13 protein-coding genes are annotated in these 21,159 nt (G+C 33.1%); 3 read left to right on the top strand and 10 right to left on the bottom strand.

All coding sequences use genetic code 11. The features are described 5' to 3' along the window. The first annotated feature begins 2 nt into the window (after window positions 1-2). The 3 genes from ACKOWY_RS03490 to ACKOWY_RS03480 are packed head-to-tail and all read left to right on the top strand — an operon-like array spanning window position 3 to window position 5,118. Entirely contained in the window at window positions 3-1,436 is a 1,434-nt protein-coding gene (locus ACKOWY_RS03490; RefSeq protein WP_408940058.1) for an MBOAT family O-acyltransferase, read from the top strand. Next, entirely contained in the window at window positions 1,436-2,320 is an 885-nt protein-coding gene (locus ACKOWY_RS03485; RefSeq protein ID WP_408940057.1) for a hypothetical protein, read from the top strand. Before ACKOWY_RS03490 ends, ACKOWY_RS03485 begins: the two co-directional genes overlap by 1 nt. Beyond that, entirely contained in the window at window positions 2,320-5,118 is a 2,799-nt protein-coding gene (locus ACKOWY_RS03480) for an aminopeptidase (protein WP_408940056.1), read from the top strand. The genes ACKOWY_RS03485 and ACKOWY_RS03480 overlap by 1 nt, the downstream gene beginning before the upstream one ends. Before the next feature lie 41 nt (window positions 5,119-5,159). Here the strand turns inward: ACKOWY_RS03480 and ACKOWY_RS03475 are convergent, their stop codons facing one another. From ACKOWY_RS03475 to ACKOWY_RS03430, 10 genes are all read right to left on the bottom strand, one after another. Then, entirely contained in the window at window positions 5,160-5,450 is a 291-nt protein-coding gene (locus tag ACKOWY_RS03475; protein ID WP_408940055.1) for a winged helix-turn-helix domain-containing protein, read from the bottom strand. Between the two features lie 11 nt (window positions 5,451-5,461). Continuing rightward, window positions 5,462-6,034 carry a hypothetical protein gene (locus tag ACKOWY_RS03470; RefSeq protein WP_408940054.1) on the bottom strand — a complete coding sequence of 191 codons (573 nt, stop codon included), beginning with the start codon at window positions 6,032-6,034 and terminating at the stop codon, window positions 5,462-5,464. A gap of 181 nt (window positions 6,035-6,215) precedes the next feature. Further along, the gene (locus ACKOWY_RS03465; protein WP_408940053.1) at window positions 6,216-6,422 is read right to left on the bottom strand and encodes a hypothetical protein; all 207 of its coding nucleotides are present in this window, start codon (window positions 6,420-6,422) and stop codon (window positions 6,216-6,218) included. Window positions 6,423-6,432: 10 nt separating this feature from the next. Continuing rightward, window positions 6,433-13,878, bottom strand: coding sequence for a beta strand repeat-containing protein (locus ACKOWY_RS03460; RefSeq protein WP_408940052.1), 7,446 nt, complete (start codon window positions 13,876-13,878; stop codon window positions 6,433-6,435). A 469-nt stretch (window positions 13,879-14,347) separates the two neighbouring features. Continuing rightward, window positions 14,348-14,944, bottom strand: coding sequence for a class I SAM-dependent methyltransferase (locus tag ACKOWY_RS03455; protein WP_408940051.1), 597 nt, complete (start codon window positions 14,942-14,944; stop codon window positions 14,348-14,350). A gap of 8 nt (window positions 14,945-14,952) precedes the next feature. Then, entirely contained in the window at window positions 14,953-15,138 is a 186-nt protein-coding gene (locus ACKOWY_RS03450) for a DUF2892 domain-containing protein (RefSeq protein WP_408940050.1), read from the bottom strand. 2 nt (window positions 15,139-15,140) lie between these two features. Next, a complete protein-coding gene (locus tag ACKOWY_RS03445; protein WP_408940049.1) occupies window positions 15,141-15,446 on the bottom strand; it encodes a hypothetical protein in 306 nt (101 codons plus the stop codon). Window positions 15,447-15,451: 5 nt separating this feature from the next. Further along, window positions 15,452-18,679, bottom strand: coding sequence for an efflux RND transporter permease subunit (locus ACKOWY_RS03440; protein WP_408940048.1), 3,228 nt, complete (start codon window positions 18,677-18,679; stop codon window positions 15,452-15,454). Window positions 18,680-18,714: 35 nt separating this feature from the next. Next, window positions 18,715-19,803, bottom strand: a complete 1,089-nt coding sequence (locus ACKOWY_RS03435; RefSeq protein ID WP_408940047.1) for an efflux RND transporter periplasmic adaptor subunit — start codon at window positions 19,801-19,803, stop codon at window positions 18,715-18,717. A gap of 36 nt (window positions 19,804-19,839) precedes the next feature. Then, window positions 19,840-21,153: a TolC family protein gene (locus ACKOWY_RS03430; protein ID WP_408940046.1), complete on the bottom strand. Its 1,314-nt coding sequence runs from the start codon at window positions 21,151-21,153 to the stop codon at window positions 19,840-19,842. Window positions 21,154-21,159 lie beyond the last annotated feature (6 nt).

The raw sequence follows: 21,159 nt of genomic DNA, 5'->3' as shown, positions 1-21,159 counted from the left end.
TTATGTTTTTTAACTCGCTTCATTTCGCTATTTTTCTTCCAATAGTATTTATTTTATATTGGTTCGTTGGAGGGAAATCAAAAATAAATCAAAATTACATTTTGATTTTAGCGAGTTATTATTTCTACTCTTGTTGGGATTGGAGGTTCTTATTCCTACTTGTTTTTTCAACCTTACTGGATTATGTTTCGGCAATGAAAATTGAAAAAAGCGAAACAGCATCCCAAAGAAAGAGGTGGCTTTGGCTTTGTATAACCATCAATTTAGGGTTTCTAGGCGTATTTAAATATTACAATTTCTTTGCTTCTTCATTTGCCGAACTTGTGCATTCATTTGGATTTACCGCAAGTCCGATTTTACTAAAACTAATACTCCCGGTAGGAATTTCCTTTTACACATTCCACGGATTATCTTACATCATTGATATCTATTACAACCGCATTAAAGCCGAAAAGAACTTTGTAGATTATTCTTTATTTGTGAGTTATTTTCCGCTTTTAGTTGCTGGTCCTATTGAGCGAGCAACGCATTTGTTACCACAATTAAAAGTCAAACGAAAGTTTGAATTCCAAAAAGCCAAAGAAGGCATATACCAAATTGTTTGGGGATTAGTAAAAAAAGTAGTGATAGCCGATTCGTGTTCTATTTATGCCAATGAGATTTTCAACCATTACAATTCGATGAATTCCTGGTCGTTAATTTTGGGAGCGATTTACTTTGCCTTCCAAATTTATGGTGATTTTTCTGGTTATTCCGATATTGCTTTAGGAACCTCCAAGTTATTTGGAATCGACTTGTTGCGCAATTTCAATTATCCCTATTTTTCAAGAGATATAGCAGAATTTTGGCGTAAATGGCACATATCCCTTTCTTCGTGGTTTCGCGATTATTTATACATTCCCCTTGGCGGAAGCAAAGGCAGTAAGTTATTTCAGGTGCGCAATACCTTTATCATTTTTCTCGTAAGCGGTTTTTGGCATGGAGCCAATTTCACCTATGTTGCTTGGGGATTGATTAATGCTTTGTACTTTTTACCGTTATTGCTTTTGAATCAAAATCGGAAAAACGTAGACGATTTTACTTTAGGTTTCAACTTTGATTCTATTCGAACTTTATTAAGCATTCTCACCACCTTTTCGTTAACCTGTATCGCATGGATCTTTTTTAGATCAAAAACCATTACCGATGCTATTTTATACATCAAACGAATGTTTGAAAATCATAAATTCAATTCCGAATATTTCCGTATAGAGCGTTACAGTAATGAGTTGCTTGCACTTGTGCTTGTTTTTGTAATTATCGAATGGAATAACCGCCATAAACTGGAACCTATTTCGGGCAAATGGAGTTGGGTGAAATTAAGCTTGTGTTTGGCTGCTATTGCTGCGCTTGGCGTTTTTTCTGATTATAAAGAATTTATTTATTTCCAATTTTAATGAAGAAGTTTTTACTTTTTTTAGCAAAAGGATGTGCCTTACTCCTAGTAACTTTAGTGTTACTGGATGTTTTGTACACAGCAGTTTATTTGCAATCGGATTCGCGAAGTAAAATAGATTACTTATACAATTCCAAAGACAAAAATTATGATGTTGTTTTTTTGGGTTCTTCAAGAGTAAACAACCATTTTGTTCCCGAAATTTTCAATAAAGCAGGATATAAAACCTTTAATTTTGGAATTACGAGATCACGACTGGATGAATCGGCCTTGATGTTGCAAATGATGGTTGAGCGGAATTACAAAATAAAACACCTGATTTTGCAAGTAGATTTAAACATCAATACCAACGACCATTCGGAGGCTATTCGTTCGTTGTTTATGCCTTATTTACACACTTCAAAAACTATTAGAGATTACTATCGCGAGCTTCCGGAATACAACCAATTGCTTTACATTCCATTTTACCGCTACATGCATTATGATGCCCGAATTGGTTTTAGAGAAATGTACTATTCGGCAATTCATAAAAAGACAAATGCTTTAGAAAACGATGGATTTCATCCGTTGCTCAATGGGCCAGATAAATTAGTGCCCGCCGATTTAACTAAGTATTATCCTAAAAGAAATAAAGGATACGAAACCATAAAAGCAATTTGTAAGAAAAATAACATTCATTTAATTGCTCTCACCACACCAATGTGTATGGAAACCATAAATCGCGACTATTTCAATCATATACAGAAAGTGTACCCAGAAATTCTTAGATTTGAGAATGCAGTTACCGATGATAAGTATTTTTCGACCTGCGGACATTTAAATAAAGATGGCGCTATTGAATACACCAAAGTAGTTTTTAACACGCTCTTCAAACCAAAAAAATAGTGAAATTAATCAACTACATCGTGCTGCTTTGCGCTTTTTGTGCTTCCGCCCAACACCAATCTAAATTAGTAGTTGCCATTAATTATGATAATCATTCGTTATACATCAATCAGGAACTAACCTATTTCAATCAATCAAAAGACACGTTAAGTTCGATTGTTTTAAATGATTGGAATAATGCCTATTCAAGTAATGCAACACCTCTTGGCGCCCGATTTTCGGATGAGTTTGTGCGAAGTTTTCTTTTTGCTTCCGAAAAAGAACGGGGAAGCACCACTATCAACTTGATTGCAGACGATTCAAATGTTGCGCTTAATTGGAATCGACCGGATGGCTTTCCGGATCTTATTCGGATTGAATTGAAAAACAAATTGGCTCCCGGAGAAAAAGCGCGTTTCACCCTATCCTACCAACTAAAACTTCCCGATGATAAATTCACCGGATACGGCTATAATTCGGATGGAGATCTGACTTTAAAAAATTGGTTTTTAACCCCAGCTTTGTATACTGATTCAGGTTTTGTTACCTATAACAATTTAAATATAGATGATGCACCAAATGCCTTAACTGATGTAGATTTGATAATCACAGATTCCAAAGGGTACAGTGTTATATCGGATTTAATCCTTGAAAAAAAAGAAAACAACAACTATCACTTTGTTGGTAAGAATCAATTTAGTGTGCATTTATTTATACAAAAAAAGAACACTTTTTTAAGTTTTAAAAACAAAGATCTAGACGTTACTACTAACCTTGAAGGCAAACTGGATGAAATTAACAAAGCATTGCTAATTGATAAAGTAATTGCCTATACCGAAGAAAATTTGGGAAAATACCCAAAGTCGAAAATCACCGTTTCGGAATCAGATTATGAGCAAAATCCTTTTTATGGATTGAATCAGTTGCCCTCATTTATCAATCCGTTTACAGAAGATTACATTTATGAAATGAAGTTTTTAAAAACGTATTTAAATAATTATTTAAAAACTACTTTAAAAATTGACCCAAGAAAAGACAATTGGATTTTTGATGCCATTCAAATCTACTATTTGATGAAATATTCCGAGGAAAATTATCCCAACGCAAAAATGATGGGGAGCATTTATAAGTTCAAAATTTTACATGGCTACAATTTGGTTTCGTTAGATTTTAATGAGCAATACAGTTATTTTTATATGCTTATGGCTCGTAAAAATTTAGATCAACCGCTAGGTGATCCGAAAAATACTTTAATAAAATTCAATGAGAAAATAGCTTCCAAGTATAAAGCTGGACTTAGTTTTAAGTATTTAGCCGACTATATAGGTGCTGAAAATTTGGAGAAAGCAATTGCTACTTATTTAGAATATTCTTATAAAAATTCTTCGGATAGCGAAAAATTACAATCCATTTTAAAAGCGTCTACTTCAAAAGACATCGATTGGTTTTTTGACACGCTAATTAAGACTCGAAAAACAATTGATTACAAATTCACATCTGTTAAAAAAACATCGGATAGTGTCTCATTTCAAATAAAAAACAAATCCAATGCCTGGGTTCCGATTCCGGTTTACGGAATAAAAAACAAGCAAATTGTTTTTAAAGAATGGATTTCGAAAGTAAAAGAAGATAGTATTTATACCTTTAAAAGAGAGCAAGCTGATAAACTTGTGATTAATTTTCAAAATATTGTTCCAGAATTCAACCGAAGAAACAATTGGAAAAACCTTAAAGACTTCAGCTTATTGAACAAGCCAATCAAATTTACTTTCATGAAAGATTTGGAGGATCCTAAATTCAATCAAGTGTTGTACTTGCCCTCGTTAGAATACAATTTATATGATGGTTTCATTGCGGGAATCTGCTTTCACAACAAGACACTTTTGGATCGTCCCTTTAATTTTGATGTCACTCCCTCCTATTCAACCACGGCAAAATCATTTTCGGGGAGGTTTACATTTGCTCTCAATCAGTTCAATCGCGAAAGCAATTTATATCAAATCCGGTATGGCTTAAGTGGTGAAAATTACCATTATGCGCCCGATGCTTTTTACAAGAAAATCAATCCGTATGTATTGTTCAAATTAAGAGATTCCGATTATCGATTGAATCACTATCAAAATGTATTGATAAGACAGGTGTATCTATATCGAGAGCCGAGTAATTTTGTAAAAAGTTCGTTGGAAGAAAACTATTCCATTTTTAATGTACGGTACAGCAATGTAAGAAACGAAGTGGCCAAACATTTTGCTTACACAACCGATTTACAATTGGCATCCTACTTTGGAAAAGCTTCAACAAGCATTAGCTACCGTAAGTTATTTAACAACAACCGTCAAGTAAACTTGCGCCTGTATGCAGGGATTTTTATGTACAACAAAACCGATTCCAATTACTTTAGTTTTGCTTTAGATCGACCAACTGATTATTTATTTGATTACAGCTATTTGGGGCGAAACGAAAGCACCGGAATTTACAGCCAAGAGTTCATTCAGGCAGAAGGCGGATTCAAATCAAAGTTAAACCAACCCTATGCTAATTCTTGGATTACCACAGTAAATGGTAGTTTCAATATTTGGAATTGGATTGAAGTATATGGTGATTTTGGAATATTGAAGAGTAAAGAACAAGATCCCCATTTTAAATACGATAGTGGCATCCGATTGAATTTGGTTACCGATTATTTTGAGTTGTATTTCCCAATACAATCTTCCAACGGATTGGAGCTTACACAAACTAAATATTCCGAAAAGATTCGATTTGTACTGGCATTCTCACCACAAGCCCTCATTGGATTGTTTACCCGTAAATGGTTTTAATATAGTAAACAAAAAACCCGAAACAATTGTTTCGGGTTTTGTTATTTGTTAGGTTGAATATATTGCTGTAATGAATTGATGTATTCTTCAAAAGCATTAATTCCTTTTTTGGTAATGGAACATTTTGTTAGGGGATATTTGCCCTTAAATGTTTTTTCGATTTTAATATAATCGGCTTCTTTTAATTTTTCCAATTGCACGCTTATATTTCCTGCAGAAGCCTGAGTTTTCTCCTTGAGGTATGAAAATTCAGTTTCCTCAACCGTAACCAGTAAAGACATAATAGCCAAACGCAACTGAGAATGCAATAAGGGGTCTAAATTTTTAAACATTTGCGAATTTATTAATTTTCTTCCGCTTTTTCATTTGCACGAAGAACAATTCCTGGAATTAAGAAAGCAACTAAAACTCCTGCAGACAATAACAATAATTGAGTTTGAAAATCAACAAAAAAACAAACTATTGCAAATATCCAACACAAAATAGAACCCAAAACAAACGCTTTTATTTTAAAAGCACTCCCCGAAATAAAGGTACTTATAGCATACAAACATAAAATAACTGGATACGTGTTAAGTCCGAGTTTGTTAGAAAAGAACAAAACAATCATTAACGTAATTCCGAAAGCGGTCCACATGGTATTCAATAAAGATTCTACGTGGGTTTTAATTTGAATTTTCTTTTTCTGATTTCTAGTATAAATAAATTGAATAATCAGCGCCGCCGGAATCAATACGGCCCAACCTATTGGATTGTATTCCGATTGAGCTAAAATTAAAAAGTACTGCAGCACGCTTGCTAAAAAAACTGCACTGCCCCATAATATATAATAAGGACTATCATCGTAAAAACGTCTTTGCGCCGTTTTAATCGTTTGGGCGATTAACTCTAGATTTTGTTGATTGGAATTTTCCATAGTATTTGATTATTTAGTTAAACATAACACAAATGTAAACTAGTTTATATTATAAACCAAATTTATTTTTATTTAAAACTAAGTGAAAACCAATAAAAAAACCCGAAACGTTTGTTTCGGGTTTTGATTAAGGAAAGAATAAAACCATTAACATAAAGTAATAAATCTAGTTACGTTGATTTTAGAATGAACTTTTACGTTTGTTCAAATTAATAAACATCAACAAAACACCAACAATAAACATTGGAAAAATCCAATAATTAATTGGTGCCGCAGGAACATCTGTAACATTATCATTAAAAAAAGGATCGGTTTGAGCTTGTGTTGATTGCACTAAGAAAAGTAAGCCGAAGAGTAAACGGTATTTTGTATTTGGTGTGTTCATCATTATTTTTTTACTATTCAACAATCCATTTTATTTGAGTGTTTTTATTGTCTTGTACGATGTTTACCAAATAAACACCTCGTGTCAAACTTTCATTTGGCTTTACAGTAATAGAAGAACCATTATTTATAATTTGGATAGGAATAATTTGACCTAAAATAGTATATAAAGTAACTTGTGGTGTTTCGTTGAAGCCCTTTATGTAAAAACTAGATCCCAATTTACCTGGATTTGGATACACTACAATATGATTATCTAAGAAATTAGAAGAATTTAAAATATTATTTTGAAATACAATTTTGTATCGATTAGTTATTGTAGCATCTGTTGAAAAAGGAACAATAGTGTTGTTTTCAATTTGAGTATAAGTATTACTTTGAGTATCCAATAAATAGGGTGTTTCTCCGGTGTAATTATTTAATTCAAATTGCCATTGATAATTAGCTAGGTTAGCTTTATTTAATTTTATTGCTAATTCATCTGTAAGTGAAGGATTATTCTGTTTAGCAATAGATAACGATGTATTATTTTGAATAAAGCTTACTTCCTCATCCAAATTACCCATTTTAGTTGCATCCTCTTGTGTAACTTCCCAGCTATAGTTGTCATTAAAAACAGCAAGAGTTCCATCAATTGTTTGCCATTGATTATTGATGTTGGATTGTAAATTTACTCTCAATAAACCATAATCATTAGTGGCAGAGTTAATTTTAAATACCCCAGACGAGCCATTAGAAACAGCTTTATTAGTTTCTGTAATTGTCATGCTAGCCGTTAAATTGGTATTGGATTTTTTAACAAAAACTGCTTGACCAGGTTGAAGGTACTGATTGAAATTTGAAGCAACACTATTACTGTTTAAACTTAAATCACGAGTAACAAATCCTCCCCTAGTGTTTAAGGTAGGATCCCAATAGTAGGTAACATCTGGATTCATATTCGAGCTAGCCGACAAAACAGCTTTGATATCAATTGGTGCTTGGTACGGATTTCCTACAAAACTATAGCCATCAGCTGTTTGATTAAGTGTTGGTGTGAAATTACCGGTTTTTAAACTACCTGTTGCTCTTAAGATTGTTGTGGTTGGTGTAGGTGTGTTGGAAGATAAGTTGATAGTTCGATCTCCGCGAACCATCAAGCGATAAGCAGTTCCAGCAGTTAGTGTGTTACTGTTTGTATTAGAAACTACTTCCCAAACACCAGAAGGATTATTAAAAGTAAACAGCGAAGGATTGTTAGTCCCAGTTGCATCAAAACCATTAGTTGCTCCGCCAGATCCAGTTATATGTGTACCTAAACCAGCTGTAGTACCAAAATTTTCTTGCCAATTTTGATTAATAGTAGAAGTAGTAGTAACACTTGGACTCAAGAAACGGAATGCACGTCGAGCTGGTATAAAACGTTCTGTTTGGACCGTTCCAGATCCTGTAATAGTTCCTGTAAAGGTGTCAAACATCCCATTACCGGTTGCATCACTTTTAAATATGATTTGTCCGTTATTGGTAATATTTCCATTTATTTTTAAACTATGTGTAGGCTGAATGGATAGCGTAGCACCTGTATCTATGGTAATTCCAGCTAATGTAATCGAATTGGTGCTTATGGGCTTATTTGTGGTATTAGGAATTTGAACAATACTAGTTGAAATTGGAACTAATTGTGGATTCCAATTGGTCGCAACATTCCATAACGAATTTGTAGTACCTGTCCATAAATTAGTACCTGCAAAATTAAAGGCACCCATTTGCGGACTAGTTGCAGCCCTAAGATTATATTCAAAATCAGTAGTGAAACCAGAAATAGCAGTACCGGGTAAAATTACTGAAGATTTATAATCTGTGACATTCGTACCCGTTGCATTTACTAAAGTAGGCGATGCAATCAAAGAGTTTATATCACTTCCTGTAAATAAAGGTAAGGAAGTTTTATCTGCAGAGGGTGAATAACCTAAAACCCCACCAGAACCATTAAAATAATAATTATTATCACGTAAAGTCAAACTTGTTGTAACGCCAATATAAGCTACATAATTCTTACCTGTAGCACCATTGTTATTTCTAAAATTACTAAAAATATTATTTCTAACATTGCTTGTCCCTGCCCAATTCAAATTTCTATAAAAAGCATGAGAATTATTTGATCCCGAAGTGGCTTGGCCGTTAATTGCAATAGTATTGAAATAGATATTTTGCCCGTAATAGGAATAAATACCATAAATCGTAGCATTGGAAACTCCCTGCCCTATTGAAACAATATTATTGTCTATTGTTTGCGTTGCACTGAAACTTGTAAGCTGCATTCCAGTAACAGTTGTTGTTCCTTTAATGTTTTGAATGAAATTTCTAGTAGCAATACCCGTATTTTCACTCACATAAATACCAGTGGCTGCTCCATTTTGAGTTTCTATATTTAATACATTATTTTCTTTGAATGTTACAGCACCTGAATAGTTTGTTAGACCAATCGTACTACCCGCATTCATAAAAATATTTTGAACATTATTTCTATAAACTTGTGATATACCCGAATTATACATAATTGTTTTTATTCCAATAATATATGAACTCGTGTTTGTAACCGAATTTGCATAAATAGAATTGGTTAAATTGGAACCAAAAGTATTTAACTCAACATTATCAATTAAAGTACTATAAGCACCCGAGTTAGTAATTTCACCTGTTAAAAAATGAAATTGAAAATTTGGAGACCCAATATTGATTCCGCCAACTTGATTATTTTTAATATTAGTTACCCTAACTAATGAAAGGTTAGGATTATACACATCAAATAATTTATATTCTGCACTGTTTACATCACTAATAGTAATATTATTGTTTGAGGACATTGAACCAATAGTGTTATTCTCAATAGTCCATAAACCACTATGTATACCTGTAAAAAAGAATCTAGAACCATCGCCATAATCAGAAGTTGCATTAACATTTGAAGTTGAAAAATCGATATTTGCCATAGTATTATTTGAACAGGTATTCAATACAGCACTACTAATTCCTCCATACGATTGATGCCCATGTACGTATAAAAATCCCATTAAAAATGGCGAGCCACTAACCTTCATTTTAGCGCCACCACATTGTGCTTGACGACCACCAAAATAATTATTTGATATATTGAAATTAGAACCTGTTCCCCATATACTAACTGCATGCACTCTTCCTTGAGTGTAGACCTGTTCTTCGTTAAAATAAAAACTATTGTTTGTAATTGTCCAGTTCGTATTATTAGAACCTCCATTATAATATCCTAATTGAATGGCTGCATTTGCATTTAAAAATTCACTACGTCCAATATCTGAATACCAATTAAAAAATTCACAGTTATCAATTAATACTTGGTCAGTACCTGAAGTATAAAATGTAGATTTTACTAAAGTGGAAGGTTTATTTACACCTGTTGCTTGACCTATTCGAGAATTTGTAATTGTAATATTTGAATTTCTTGTCTCATTATTTGTAGTTGCTGATAGTGCTATTACCGCATCACGAGAGTAAGCACCACCGTCATGAGTTACCGCACCTAAAACCGAAAGATTTGTAAGTGTTATGTAACTTGCAATATTGGATATCCAAACAGTGTGCGCAGTAGTTGAAGTATTGGTGTTTTCAAATGTTAATGAACTACCATTTGTATTTTTTCCATCAATAGTTATATAGTCTGTTCCATATAATGTTAAAAGTCCAGTTGATGCGTTTCCTGATATTACCGGTGTTCGGTTTGCTGCTGGTTCAATTTTAATTGGATTTGTAACAGCTGTGCCTGAAGGTTGAAAAACAACAATTGGAAAATACTCTGATGGATACGAGTTGTCTCCTAATTCAAAAGTCACTCCTCCGGTACCAATTCCACAATTATTCAAATTAATCATTGCTTCTGTTAATGTTGCATAATCACCACCAGTAGCCATAACCGTTTTTGTGCCTGTTAAAGGAGTACCAGAGGTAGCTATAAAATTGGTAATATTAGTCCCTGTAAAATCGTTTAGATAGGATTCATAACCTGAAGCACCATTAAACTCAACTACCGCCACTCTGTAGGTTGTGTTTAATGTTAAATCAGTAACGGTTGCTCTGTTTCCAGAACCTACATAAATACATCTCCAAGAGTTGTATGTATTAGAAGTATTTCCATAAATATTTTGCCCAGTGAACGAAACCGAATAAATCATACCGCTTCCATTAGTTAATGTTGGGTTTCCAGTGCTTATATTTCTAATAAAAACTGCTACTTTTGATCCATTTCCTCTTGTAAATTTAAATGAAGAACCGCCACAAGCATTATTTACCACGATGATGTTTGTTGCTTGAACGGTTGGAGCGGCATCAACTGTTTTGGTTTGAATTGTATTGGAATACACACTGTTTCCCGAAGTATTATACGCTCGTAATCGGTAATAATATATTGTATTCAAAGTTAGCCCTGTAGCACTGTAAGTTGTTAAATTACCAACATCTAAATTATTATATCCACTAACAAAACTAGAAAAATCACTCGCCGTGGATAGGTCTAGTAGATAGCCTGTTGCACCTGATACAGCAACCCAATTTACCGAAAACGACTGACTTGTAAAGTTTGTTGCTGCTGCAGCAACTGGTGGTGATAAAATTGAAAATGAACTTGGTGTTGTTGGTGCAGTGGTAATTGTTGCAACATTTGATAAAACACTGCCAGCTATAGGCCAAGAAACTACATTTGGAGTGCTTGCAAGATCTTGTGCTACAGTAAAATACTGTATTGTACCTGTATTAGGAACCCCTCCAAAGAGTAAGGTGAAATCTATAGTAAATTGATATGGTGAGGTAGTATTATCTGCTTCAACCCACTTCCAGCCATTAAAAGAACTATTATTTGCACCAAATGCTGAAGTATGCGTACTTGCTTTGTAATACAATCTCGGACTAGTACCTGAAGTAGTATTCACACCACTAATTTGATCGGTTATTGTTGCAAAGTTGTTTAATACAAATGTATTTTGAGGTGCAATAGTTCCTATTGCTGTATATTTAATGTAAGGAGAAAAACCATCATTCGAAGATGTTAAACCAATATAATTTCCCGAGAATGCACCAATATCTACAGGAGTGTTAGAGCTTCGAATTGACCCCGAAAAATCATCAGTTACTAACGATGCTTGTCCCGCTCCCTCAACAGGTGTCCCTGCAAATGTAGGATCAATAGAAAGATTCATACTACTTGCGCTTAATGAAGGTGCTACAAATCCAGGATTTGCAATAATGGATTGCATATCGCTATATTTAGATTGTTGATATGCTCTAAAAGTTTGTATGTTGGCATATGTTTTGTCAATTTGACCATGACTCGCTTGATACCAATAGATGTTGTTATCACTGTAGCCAGGAATAGTTGCATAATTAACAGAATAATGACGTAAAACTGCCGAAGTACTTTGCCTCTGATTAACAATGATATTATTGAAAATTGTATCTGGAGCATTATTTGCTTTGAATACACCATAGGTGTAGTTAGTTGTAGTTGTAACAACATTGGTACCACCTATGTATATTGTGTTATGCTGTAGTTTTGAAAAATTAGTTGAAGATGAAGAATTTAAATAAAATCCTGCAATTTCACACGATTGAGTCAAACTGTTTCCATTTTCATCTAATCCAAGTCGGATTATATTGTTTGAAAAAAGCATTTGCCCATCAACTATATAAATTCCCCATATTTTGCTTGAATTGGAAACTGTATTTAAACTGTGTATTAAATTTCTATTAGCGACACCTGCAAATGAAGGTCCACTACAATAAATTCCAATTACCGGACCAGAAAAAACCGAGTTGGTGTTAGCTATATTATATACGGTATTTTGAGAAATTGTTTGAGTTGCAGCAACAGATGAAGTAAAATTAATTCCTATTACTGAGGCTGTAGAATCAACAGCCGTATTTAGATTGGCTATATTAATATTTCGAACAGTGTTTCCTGTTATTGTATTTGTACCTGCTGTTGACTTAATTCCGTTTATGCAGCCACCTGATGAACTTGTTGTGGTATTTGCAGTACCATTTGTAAGATTAGCGATTATATTCCCAGAAATTGTTATTGCTTCTGTTCCAGAATTATTAATTCCAAAAACATATTGAACAATAGAAGTTGATGTAGAACTTGCCAAAATACTATTCGCTAACGTTGGGCTTCCTATACTATTATTACTGATATTGGTTGCTCCAGTTCCAGTTTTAAAAATACCATAAAAATTAGTACTATTCGTTGACAATGAATTCGCTGTGGTGATAGCAGTAATAGTATTATTTTGAATATCAGTGATACTATTGGTATTAATATAATTTCCATAGAAATTTCCATTACTTGTTCCATTAGTGTAATTAATATTAGAAATGGTATTTCCGGTTACGGTTCCAATATTGACAGTACCACTAATAATATTTATACCATACCAACTTGAAAATAAGGAATTTGTCCAATCAATGTTTTTAATTGTATTATTTTGAACGCTGCTAGCAGTTGTAGCACTTACTGATAGATAAATACCATAGAATATATTGTCATTCCCTGTTTTAGTCAATGTTCCACCACAGGAATTGGTATTTCCTCCTATATAATTCCCAATTACATCAAAACCACCACCAGTGGATGAAATATTTATTGCACATTTATAACTACTTGCAGTAGTGTTGAAAGTTGTAGTTTCATAAAAACTATTGTCTGTTATAGAACATGCTGAAGTATTTGTTGAAAGAAAGATTCCATTGGAAGCCAACGTTGTATTAAAAAAATCAAAAATATTATTATTGGAAAAAACAATTCCATTATTCTCCTTTAATGATGTACCTAATGATAAAATAGCATTTGCAGGTCGGTTCCCTCCAGCATTAGTAATATTATTATGATCAATGGTATTGTTGTCATTACCAGTTGTTAAAGTAGTTGAACTAAAAAATAGTATTCCATTACTCGCGCTTGTAGAAGCTCCACTAATTGTGCAATATTTAACTGTATTGGTTGTGGCATCATTAAGGAAACGCAATGTACTTGTACCGGCAGTTGCAGATGAACTCAAATTGCTAATTGATAAATCAGTTGTTGATCCCATTGCATTAACACGACCATCAATGGTTACGTTATCAGCACCATTTAAATCTATTAATGGAGTTGCAAGATTTCCAGATATCGATAAGCCTGTAGTAGTTGGATAGATATTGATGGCGGTGTAACTTGAACTTCCGCTTCCACTAGCATTTAAAACTGCAGCTGCTGTTTCGGTTGTATTACCTGAAATAGCAATTGTAATTACACCTTTGTGTGTTCCCGCATTCACGGCATCAAAAGCAGCTTTTAGTGTTGTATAAGAAGTTGGTCCTAAGGTTGCAGTTGTTGCAGTAACACTAACTTGTGAGTATGTAGAGTAACAACTAAGTAAAAAAAAGAAGGTAAAAAATTTCAATATTAATTTCATTCTTTGAGAATTTATTTGGATTTGGGTTGTGTGATTTGTGTGTATTTAAATTTTAAAAAAATTATTAAGTGGATTTTGGGATATTGTTCAAAATTCTTTATATCATTTACTTACTCCTTTTCAATTATTGCATAAATTGAGAATCTTGCTTTTTACAAATTGATAAGTTATCTAATTGATAAACAATATTTTACTTGATTTTTTTTCATGATTTAAGGGCCGATTAAAAGTTTCGCAAGATAGTAAAACTATTTTAAGAAGTAACTTACAAGTTTTTAAGAAAATATGTAAATATCAATTTTGAAGAAAAGCAATGAATTTATTTTTTATAATATTGATCAAATCCTTAATTTCTCAAACAATAATTTAAAAAAAGATTAAATATATGGGCTAATAATACCCATAAAAAAACCCGAAACATTAGTTTCGGGTTTTGGTTGCGGAGAAAGAGGAAGTTGAACCCGTGGCTTTAAAATTTTTTCCCAATAAAATGAACTACTTTTCCGTTTCCTTGATGATAAGGGCCTTCGTCTAAATTGGTTTCAACCGTTTCCAATTTAATGAAATAAATATTTCGAAATTCATCATGAATTTCTTCCTCTGAGAATAACATTTCTATTTGCTTTGGACCTCCAGAATTATAATTTAATTGCTCTTTAGCAAACGCTTCAAAAATTACTAACCCATTTGGCTTTAAAAATGAAAGTAATTTTTCATGGTATTGTTTGCGAATTGATGCTGGAAAGTGTGCAAAAACTAAAACTAAAGCATCAAATGAATTAATTGTGTAATCTAAATTTTCCAATTCAGAAACCAAATAATCTATTTTTACATTGTTATCAGCCGCCAATTTTTCGGCTTTGTTTTTTGCCTCAATGCTATTGTCTAGTGCATAAACTTCATATCCTTGTTGGGCAGCATAAACGGCATTTCTTCCTTCTCCTTCGGCAGCAAAAAGTAGTTTGCCTTTGGGCACTAAATTCAATCCGGATTTATAAAATTCATTTGGCTTTACACCATAAGCATACTCTTTGTTGGCATACCGTTCGTTCCAAAAATCTTTCATACTATTATTTAGTCTTTAATGCCAAATTTAGTTAAAATATCTTCCATCAAACACCATTTGGTTATTGAAGATTGGAATAAATTTGCACCAACAAAAGCCGTAAACCAAAGCCAATTTTGATTTACATAAATAGCTAAGATTAAACTTATTAAAATAAAAATTCCTGCAACTGCTCTAACGATTCTGTTTTTCATGATTAATTTGATTTTTCAATATTTAAAATTACTGTATGGATATGAGATTGCGATTGTTGTTTTGAATTAAATTCTGTAACGGCATCGCAAACTGAATCTACATTTTCTTTATCTACAAATGCATAAAACATAATGGATTCGTTTTCATTCATTTCTGTTCCAAACCAATTACTGTTTAAAGCATCTTGTGTGGCATTTCTATATCCAACTACCTCTTGAAAAGAATAGTTTTGTACTTGAGCATTTTTTAGTATTTGTTTTACTTCTTTGCCAAATTCGGCTATTGCTGTTATTAATAATAGTTTCATTTTTTTTAGTTTTTAGATTCTGAATCTAGGGAATTATCGTTGTTATTTTCCCACTTTTTTCTTTCGGTAACATAATAAATTATCGGCACTACTAACAATGTAAGTACAGTGGAAACAATAGCTCCAAATACTAATGAAATTGCCAATCCCTGAAATATTGGATCAAATAATATTATGGATGCTCCAATTACTACAGCTCCTGTAGTAAGTAAAATTGGTGTAGTTCGAACGGCTCCTGCTTCAATAATGGCTTGTTTTAATGGTATGCCATCGTTCAATCGAATTTCAATAAAATCGATGAGCAATACGGAGTTCCTAACCATGACTCCGGCTAACGCAATCATTCCAATGAATGAAGTAGCAGTAAAAAAAGCTCCTAACAACCAGTGTCCTAATACAATTCCGATTAACGAAAGTGGAATTGCCATCATCATGACCATTGGAGTTTTAAAGTTTTGAAACCAACCCACAATCAGCATGTAAATAATTACAATTACAATCATAAATGCCAATCCTAAATCTCTAAAAACTTCTAGAGTAATTTGCCATTCACCATCCCATTTTACGGTAAAATCACTTTCATCGGTTGGTTGATCCATGTATAATTCGTTTACTTTATATCCTTTTGGTAAATGCATTTTTTGAAGTTTTTCATTCATTCCTAAAATAGCATACACAGGACTTTCTAGTGCTCCGGCCATATCAGCCGTTACATAAACCACCCTTTTTTGGTCTTTTCTATAAATCGTTTTTTGCAAAGTGTCTTTAACTACTTTAACCAAATCACTAACAGGAACAACATTACCACGACTTCCTTTTATTTTCAAATTTTGAATGTCTTGCAAGCTCGTTTTATCTTTATCGTCAAGGGAAAGAACTATACCAACATTATCATTAGAATTTTCATCATACAGATTTGAAATTGGATATTCTTTTAACAAATAAGTTAAATTTCCAACCACTTGTTGTGGAGCAATTCCGTTAAGCATTGCTTTTTCTTTATCAACTTCTAGTTTGTATTCTGTTTGGTTGTGTTCTGTCATCCAATCTACATCTACGATATCCGATGTAGTTTCTAAAATTGTTTTAACTTGATTGGCTACTTTAATTTGGTCTTTATAATCTGGCCCATAAATTTCGGCAACCAAAGTTGACAATACCGGAGGCCCTGGCGGAACTTCAATGATTTTTACATTGGCACCATATTTTTTAGCAATCTTTTGAATTTGAGGTCGTACTTCTTTGGCAATTCCGTGGCTCTGCATATCGCGTTCTTCTTTATGCAATAAATTCACTTGGATATCGGCCATATTACTACCACCTCGCATGTCATAATGACGAACCAATCCGTTAAAGGTAATTGGTGCGGAAGTTCCAATATAATTTTGATAATTCACCACTTCAGGAACGGTAGAAAGGTATTGCGCAATTTCTTGAGTTACGGCTGCAGTTCTTTCAAGAGTTGTACCTTCGGGCATGTCAACTACAACTTGGAATTCATTTTTATTATCAAATGGCAACATTTTTACAATTACCGACTTGGTGAAAAACATCATTACCGATCCAATTAATAAAACTACAGTAAGTCCAACTAAAATTCGTCGTTTTTTACTGCTTTCTAATAATGGACGTTCCAGTTTATTGTAGATCTTATAAACCCAATTGGTTTCTAATCCTTGTTCTTCTTTGTGTTTTTGATCTTCTTTTTCTTGTAATAAATGGTATCCTAAATAAGGGGTTACTGTTAATGCCACAAATAACGAAAGTAACATAGCAATGGAGGCTCCAATTGGCATAGGACTCATATAAGGGCCCATCATTCCTGACACAAATGCCATTGGAAGGATTGCAGCAATAACTGTAAAGGTTGCCAAAATAGTTGGATTTCCTACTTCGTTTATAGCGTAAATTGCTGCTTGCTTGAATGGCAATCGCTTCATTTTGAAATGGCGGTGCATATTTTCGGCAATAATAATACTATCGTCTACCACAATTCCAACAACGAAAACCAAAGCGAAAAGGGTAATTCGATTTAAAGTATATCCTAATAAATAGTAAGCAAATAAAGTCAAAGCAAAGGTTAACGGAACTGAAAAGAATACAACCAATCCTCCGCGCCATCCCATAGCTAAAATCACTAAAAAGGTAACGGCAATAATTGCAATTCCTAAGTGAAGTAATAATTCCCCCACTTTATCAGAAGCTGTTTCGCCATAATTACGGGTAACCTCAACATGAACATCATCTGTAATTATTGTTTTCTTTAAATGCTCCACGCGTTCCAATATCTTCTCAGATATTTTCATTGCATCGGCACCTTTTACTTTACCGATAGAAATTGTTACCGCTGGATATTCTGATTTTGCGGTTTTGAATTTCTCATTGGCTTTACCATATCCAAAAGAAACATAACTACTTGGTGTGGAAGGACCGTCTTCTACTTTAGCAACTTGTTTCAAATAAACTGGTAAGTTAGCATTGACTCCAACTACTAAATTCTCAATGTCTTCAGCAGATTTTAAAAACTGTCCTGTTGTAACTAAGTATTCTTTATCATTATTTACAAAACTCCCTGATTGTGAACTTCCATTATTGGCTTGAATCATTTGCATAATTCCAAGAGCATCCACACCGTTTTCGGCCATTTTATCTTTATCTAAAACCACTTTTACTTGGCGGTTCCTTCCTCCAATTTCTCGGGTAATAGCTACATCTTTTACCTTTTCAACTTCTGAAGTTACTTCTTCAGCTATTTGACGTATTTCAAAATCATTTAATTTCTCACTCCAAATGGTTAATCCCAACATTGGAACATCATCAATAGAACGGGTTTTTACCATTGGTTTGTAAACCCCTTGTGGAAACATGTTTTCGTGTTTTGCCAATTCGTCGTATAATTTCACATACGAGCGTTCAACATCTTGACCCACATAAAATTGTACAATAAGCATAGCTTGACCATTCATGGCCATACTATGAACATGTTCTACTCCTTTAATATTTGAGAGTATTTTTTCTAATGGTTTAACTACACGACTTTCTACTTCACTAGGACTTGCTCCTGGATAGCCAATCATTACGTCGGCCATTGGAACATTAATTTGTGGTTCTTCTTCTCTTGGAATTAAAAATGAACTGTATACACCAATAATCATCAATCCAACCATTAATAAAATGGTCAATTTAGAGTTGATGAAAAAGTGTGCTATTTTACCTGATATACCTTCTTGCATAATCTTAAATTGTTTAAAGTTTCAGAATAAATTCGTTACTGAATACTAATTTTTGCTCCGTTATATAATTTACCATCTGCCGAAATAATGTATTGTTCATTAGCAGACAAACCCGACAATACTTCTACTTGATTGCCAAATGATTTACCTATTCGCAACCATCTCAACAAGGCAGTATTCCCGTTTGCAATGGTATAAACTCCTATTAGTTGACCTTGTCTTACTAAGGCACTTTCGGGAACAAGAACTTTATCTATTGCAATTGAAGTAGATTTTGGTCTGTTAGCAATTGGAAATTGAACATTAGCAAACATTCCTGAAAGCACTTCTTTAGTTGGGTTGGTCAAATTGATTTTCACTAAATATTGTCCTCCTGTATTTTTAGCTGAGCCACTTACTTCAGAAACTTTTCCAGCAACTTCTTGATTTAACGATTTAACAAGAACTTTTACACTCATTCCATTTTTTATAAACGAAATATCACTTTCTGAAACCATAGCTGTTACCTGTAAATGGGATGCTCCTTCAATACTTACTAAAGGCATTCCAGGATTTGCCATATCACCTTCTTTTACAAAAGTATTTGTCACTTCACCCGAAAATGGCGCCGTAATATTAGAATAGGAAAACTGAGCCATAACTTCATTACGCATCTGTCTAGCTCCTTCCAAACCAGCTTTAGCCATTTCATAGCGCGAAGTCATGTCATCAAGTTCTTTTTGGGAAGCACTTTGCTGATTGAATAATATAGTAAATCTTTCGTAGTCTTTTTTAGCATTATTATAACCTGCAGTTGCTTGTAAAATTGAAGCATCTACTTGTGCTTTTTTTGCTTGTAAATCACTATTATTAATACTTACTAATAATTGCCCAGCACTTACTTTTTGTCCCACTTTCACATTTACTTTGGTAACATAGCCCATCATTCTAGTTGAAACATTGGCACTATTTTCAGCTTCTATTTTCCCACTTGCGGTTACAAATTCTCCATTAGTATCTGCAGAAATTCCGTTTACTTTTACAGCAATTGCTGGTTCATTATTAGTTGCTGTTTCTTTTTTTTCTTTTCCACATGAAAGAAATAAAAAGGTAGATATTGTTAGAATAGTTATTGTTTTTTTCATGATATATTGACTTATCTTATTACTTAATATTATGTTTTATTTTGTTAAAAATTGTAAATAGTTTTTTGTAAAATTATATTCGAATACGGCTTGTAAATGTTCTAATTCTTTTTGAATCATTTGAGTTTCTGATTGTAACAAATCGGTTGTTTTTTCTAAACCTTGAGTGAAACGATTTTGGCGAATTCTGTATCCTTCCTTGGCTTGTTCAAAAGCTAATTGCGATAGAGTTACTTTATTTTCAGCATCAATTAACTGACGATTAGTTTTATTTAATTCAAGTTGACTTTGTTTTTTATATTGCTCAGTTTCCACTTCAGCTTTTTGAAAATCAGCTTTCGCTTTATTCATTTTTCCAATTGATTTATAACCGTCAAAAACATTCCAAGATAATTGTGCTCCAACTAAATATCCTTTAGCAGAAGTACCTAAGAAATTCTTGTCATATAATTCATAACTTCCAAAAGCATTTAATCGAGGCAGAAAGTTCATCTTACTTGACATATACATTTTTTGATAAGCAGTAGTTGATTTATTCATTGCTTGAATGTCTTTTCTGTTTTCTGATAAAGAAACAGCTATCGTTTCTACGGAAATAGAAGTTTCTAATTCCTCTGAAGGCTTATATGTTTTGCCTTTAGTTTCTTCATTTAAAAGGAAAGCTAAATAATCGGATGCATTTTGAATATTACTTTTTGCATACTGCAGTTGATTAGTAATTTCATTAACTCGAACCTGTACATTTAACAAATCTGTTTTTTGCAATAATCCTTGTTGAAAATAGTTTTGAACTAATTTTAAATTGGCTTTTCCAGTTGCATTTGCTTTTTCTAAAACTTTTACGGCTCTATAAGCCAATTGCAATTGCATATAAGATTTAGATACTTCCAATTCAAGATATTCTTTTGTTCTATCTGTTTGCAATTGGTAAGCTTCCATTTTAGATTTGGCGGCCTGTCTTCCATAAATCCCATCAATATTAATTAAGGGTTGTTGGATTTCAAATTTGGTAGCAAAATTTTGAGTTTTTACAGGATCGTTTAATAATGCAGGATTAAAATCGGAAGCGGTTAAAATTTCCTGATTCAATTTTGAACCAAAAGCCATTAAAGGATTAGTCGTTGAAATTCCGGTATGGGAAACTGCTATGTTTGGCATAAACAAAGCGAGCGATTGATTGTAATCTGCTTTGGCAGACTGAAAAGTTTTCTCCGCAATTTTAATTTGTAAATTTTTCTCGGATACTTTTTGCAACAATTCACTTTTTGAAATAGACAAGGTATCTTGACTAAAACCAAAGTAGGAACAAATGAAAGTTGCGGTTAATAGGAACAATTTTGTTTTTTTCATAATTAT

The organism is Flavobacterium sp., from assembly GCF_046073885.1.
Lineage (GTDB): Bacteria > Bacteroidota > Bacteroidia > Flavobacteriales > Flavobacteriaceae > Flavobacterium.
The sequence above is the reverse complement of the archived record's forward strand: the minus strand, read 5'-3'. Positions and strand labels throughout refer to the sequence as shown.

Bases quoted from the DNA above. Each gene is read 5' to 3' on its own strand.
- ACKOWY_RS03435 (WP_408940047.1), bottom strand. From the start codon at position 19,803: ATGAAAAAAACAATAACTATTCTAACAATATCTACCTTTTTATTTCTT.
- ACKOWY_RS03430 (WP_408940046.1), bottom strand. From the start codon at position 21,153: ATGAAAAAAACAAAATTGTTCCTATTAACCGCAACTTTCATTTGTTCC.
- ACKOWY_RS03440 (WP_408940048.1), bottom strand. From the start codon at position 18,679: ATGCAAGAAGGTATATCAGGTAAAATAGCACACTTTTTCATCAACTCT.
- ACKOWY_RS03465 (WP_408940053.1), bottom strand. From the start codon at position 6,422: ATGATGAACACACCAAATACAAAATACCGTTTACTCTTCGGCTTACTT.
- ACKOWY_RS03450 (WP_408940050.1), bottom strand. From the start codon at position 15,138: ATGAAAAACAGAATCGTTAGAGCAGTTGCAGGAATTTTTATTTTAATA.
- ACKOWY_RS03470 (WP_408940054.1), bottom strand. From the start codon at position 6,034: ATGGAAAATTCCAATCAACAAAATCTAGAGTTAATCGCCCAAACGATT.
- ACKOWY_RS03455 (WP_408940051.1), bottom strand. From the start codon at position 14,944: ATGAAAGATTTTTGGAACGAACGGTATGCCAACAAAGAGTATGCTTAT.
- ACKOWY_RS03490 (WP_408940058.1), top strand. From the start codon at position 3: ATGTTTTTTAACTCGCTTCATTTCGCTATTTTTCTTCCAATAGTATTT.
- ACKOWY_RS03460 (WP_408940052.1), bottom strand. From the start codon at position 13,878: ATGAAATTAATATTGAAATTTTTTACCTTCTTTTTTTTACTTAGTTGT.
- ACKOWY_RS03485 (WP_408940057.1), top strand. From the start codon at position 1,436: ATGAAGAAGTTTTTACTTTTTTTAGCAAAAGGATGTGCCTTACTCCTA.
- ACKOWY_RS03475 (WP_408940055.1), bottom strand. From the start codon at position 5,450: ATGTTTAAAAATTTAGACCCCTTATTGCATTCTCAGTTGCGTTTGGCT.
- ACKOWY_RS03445 (WP_408940049.1), bottom strand. From the start codon at position 15,446: ATGAAACTATTATTAATAACAGCAATAGCCGAATTTGGCAAAGAAGTA.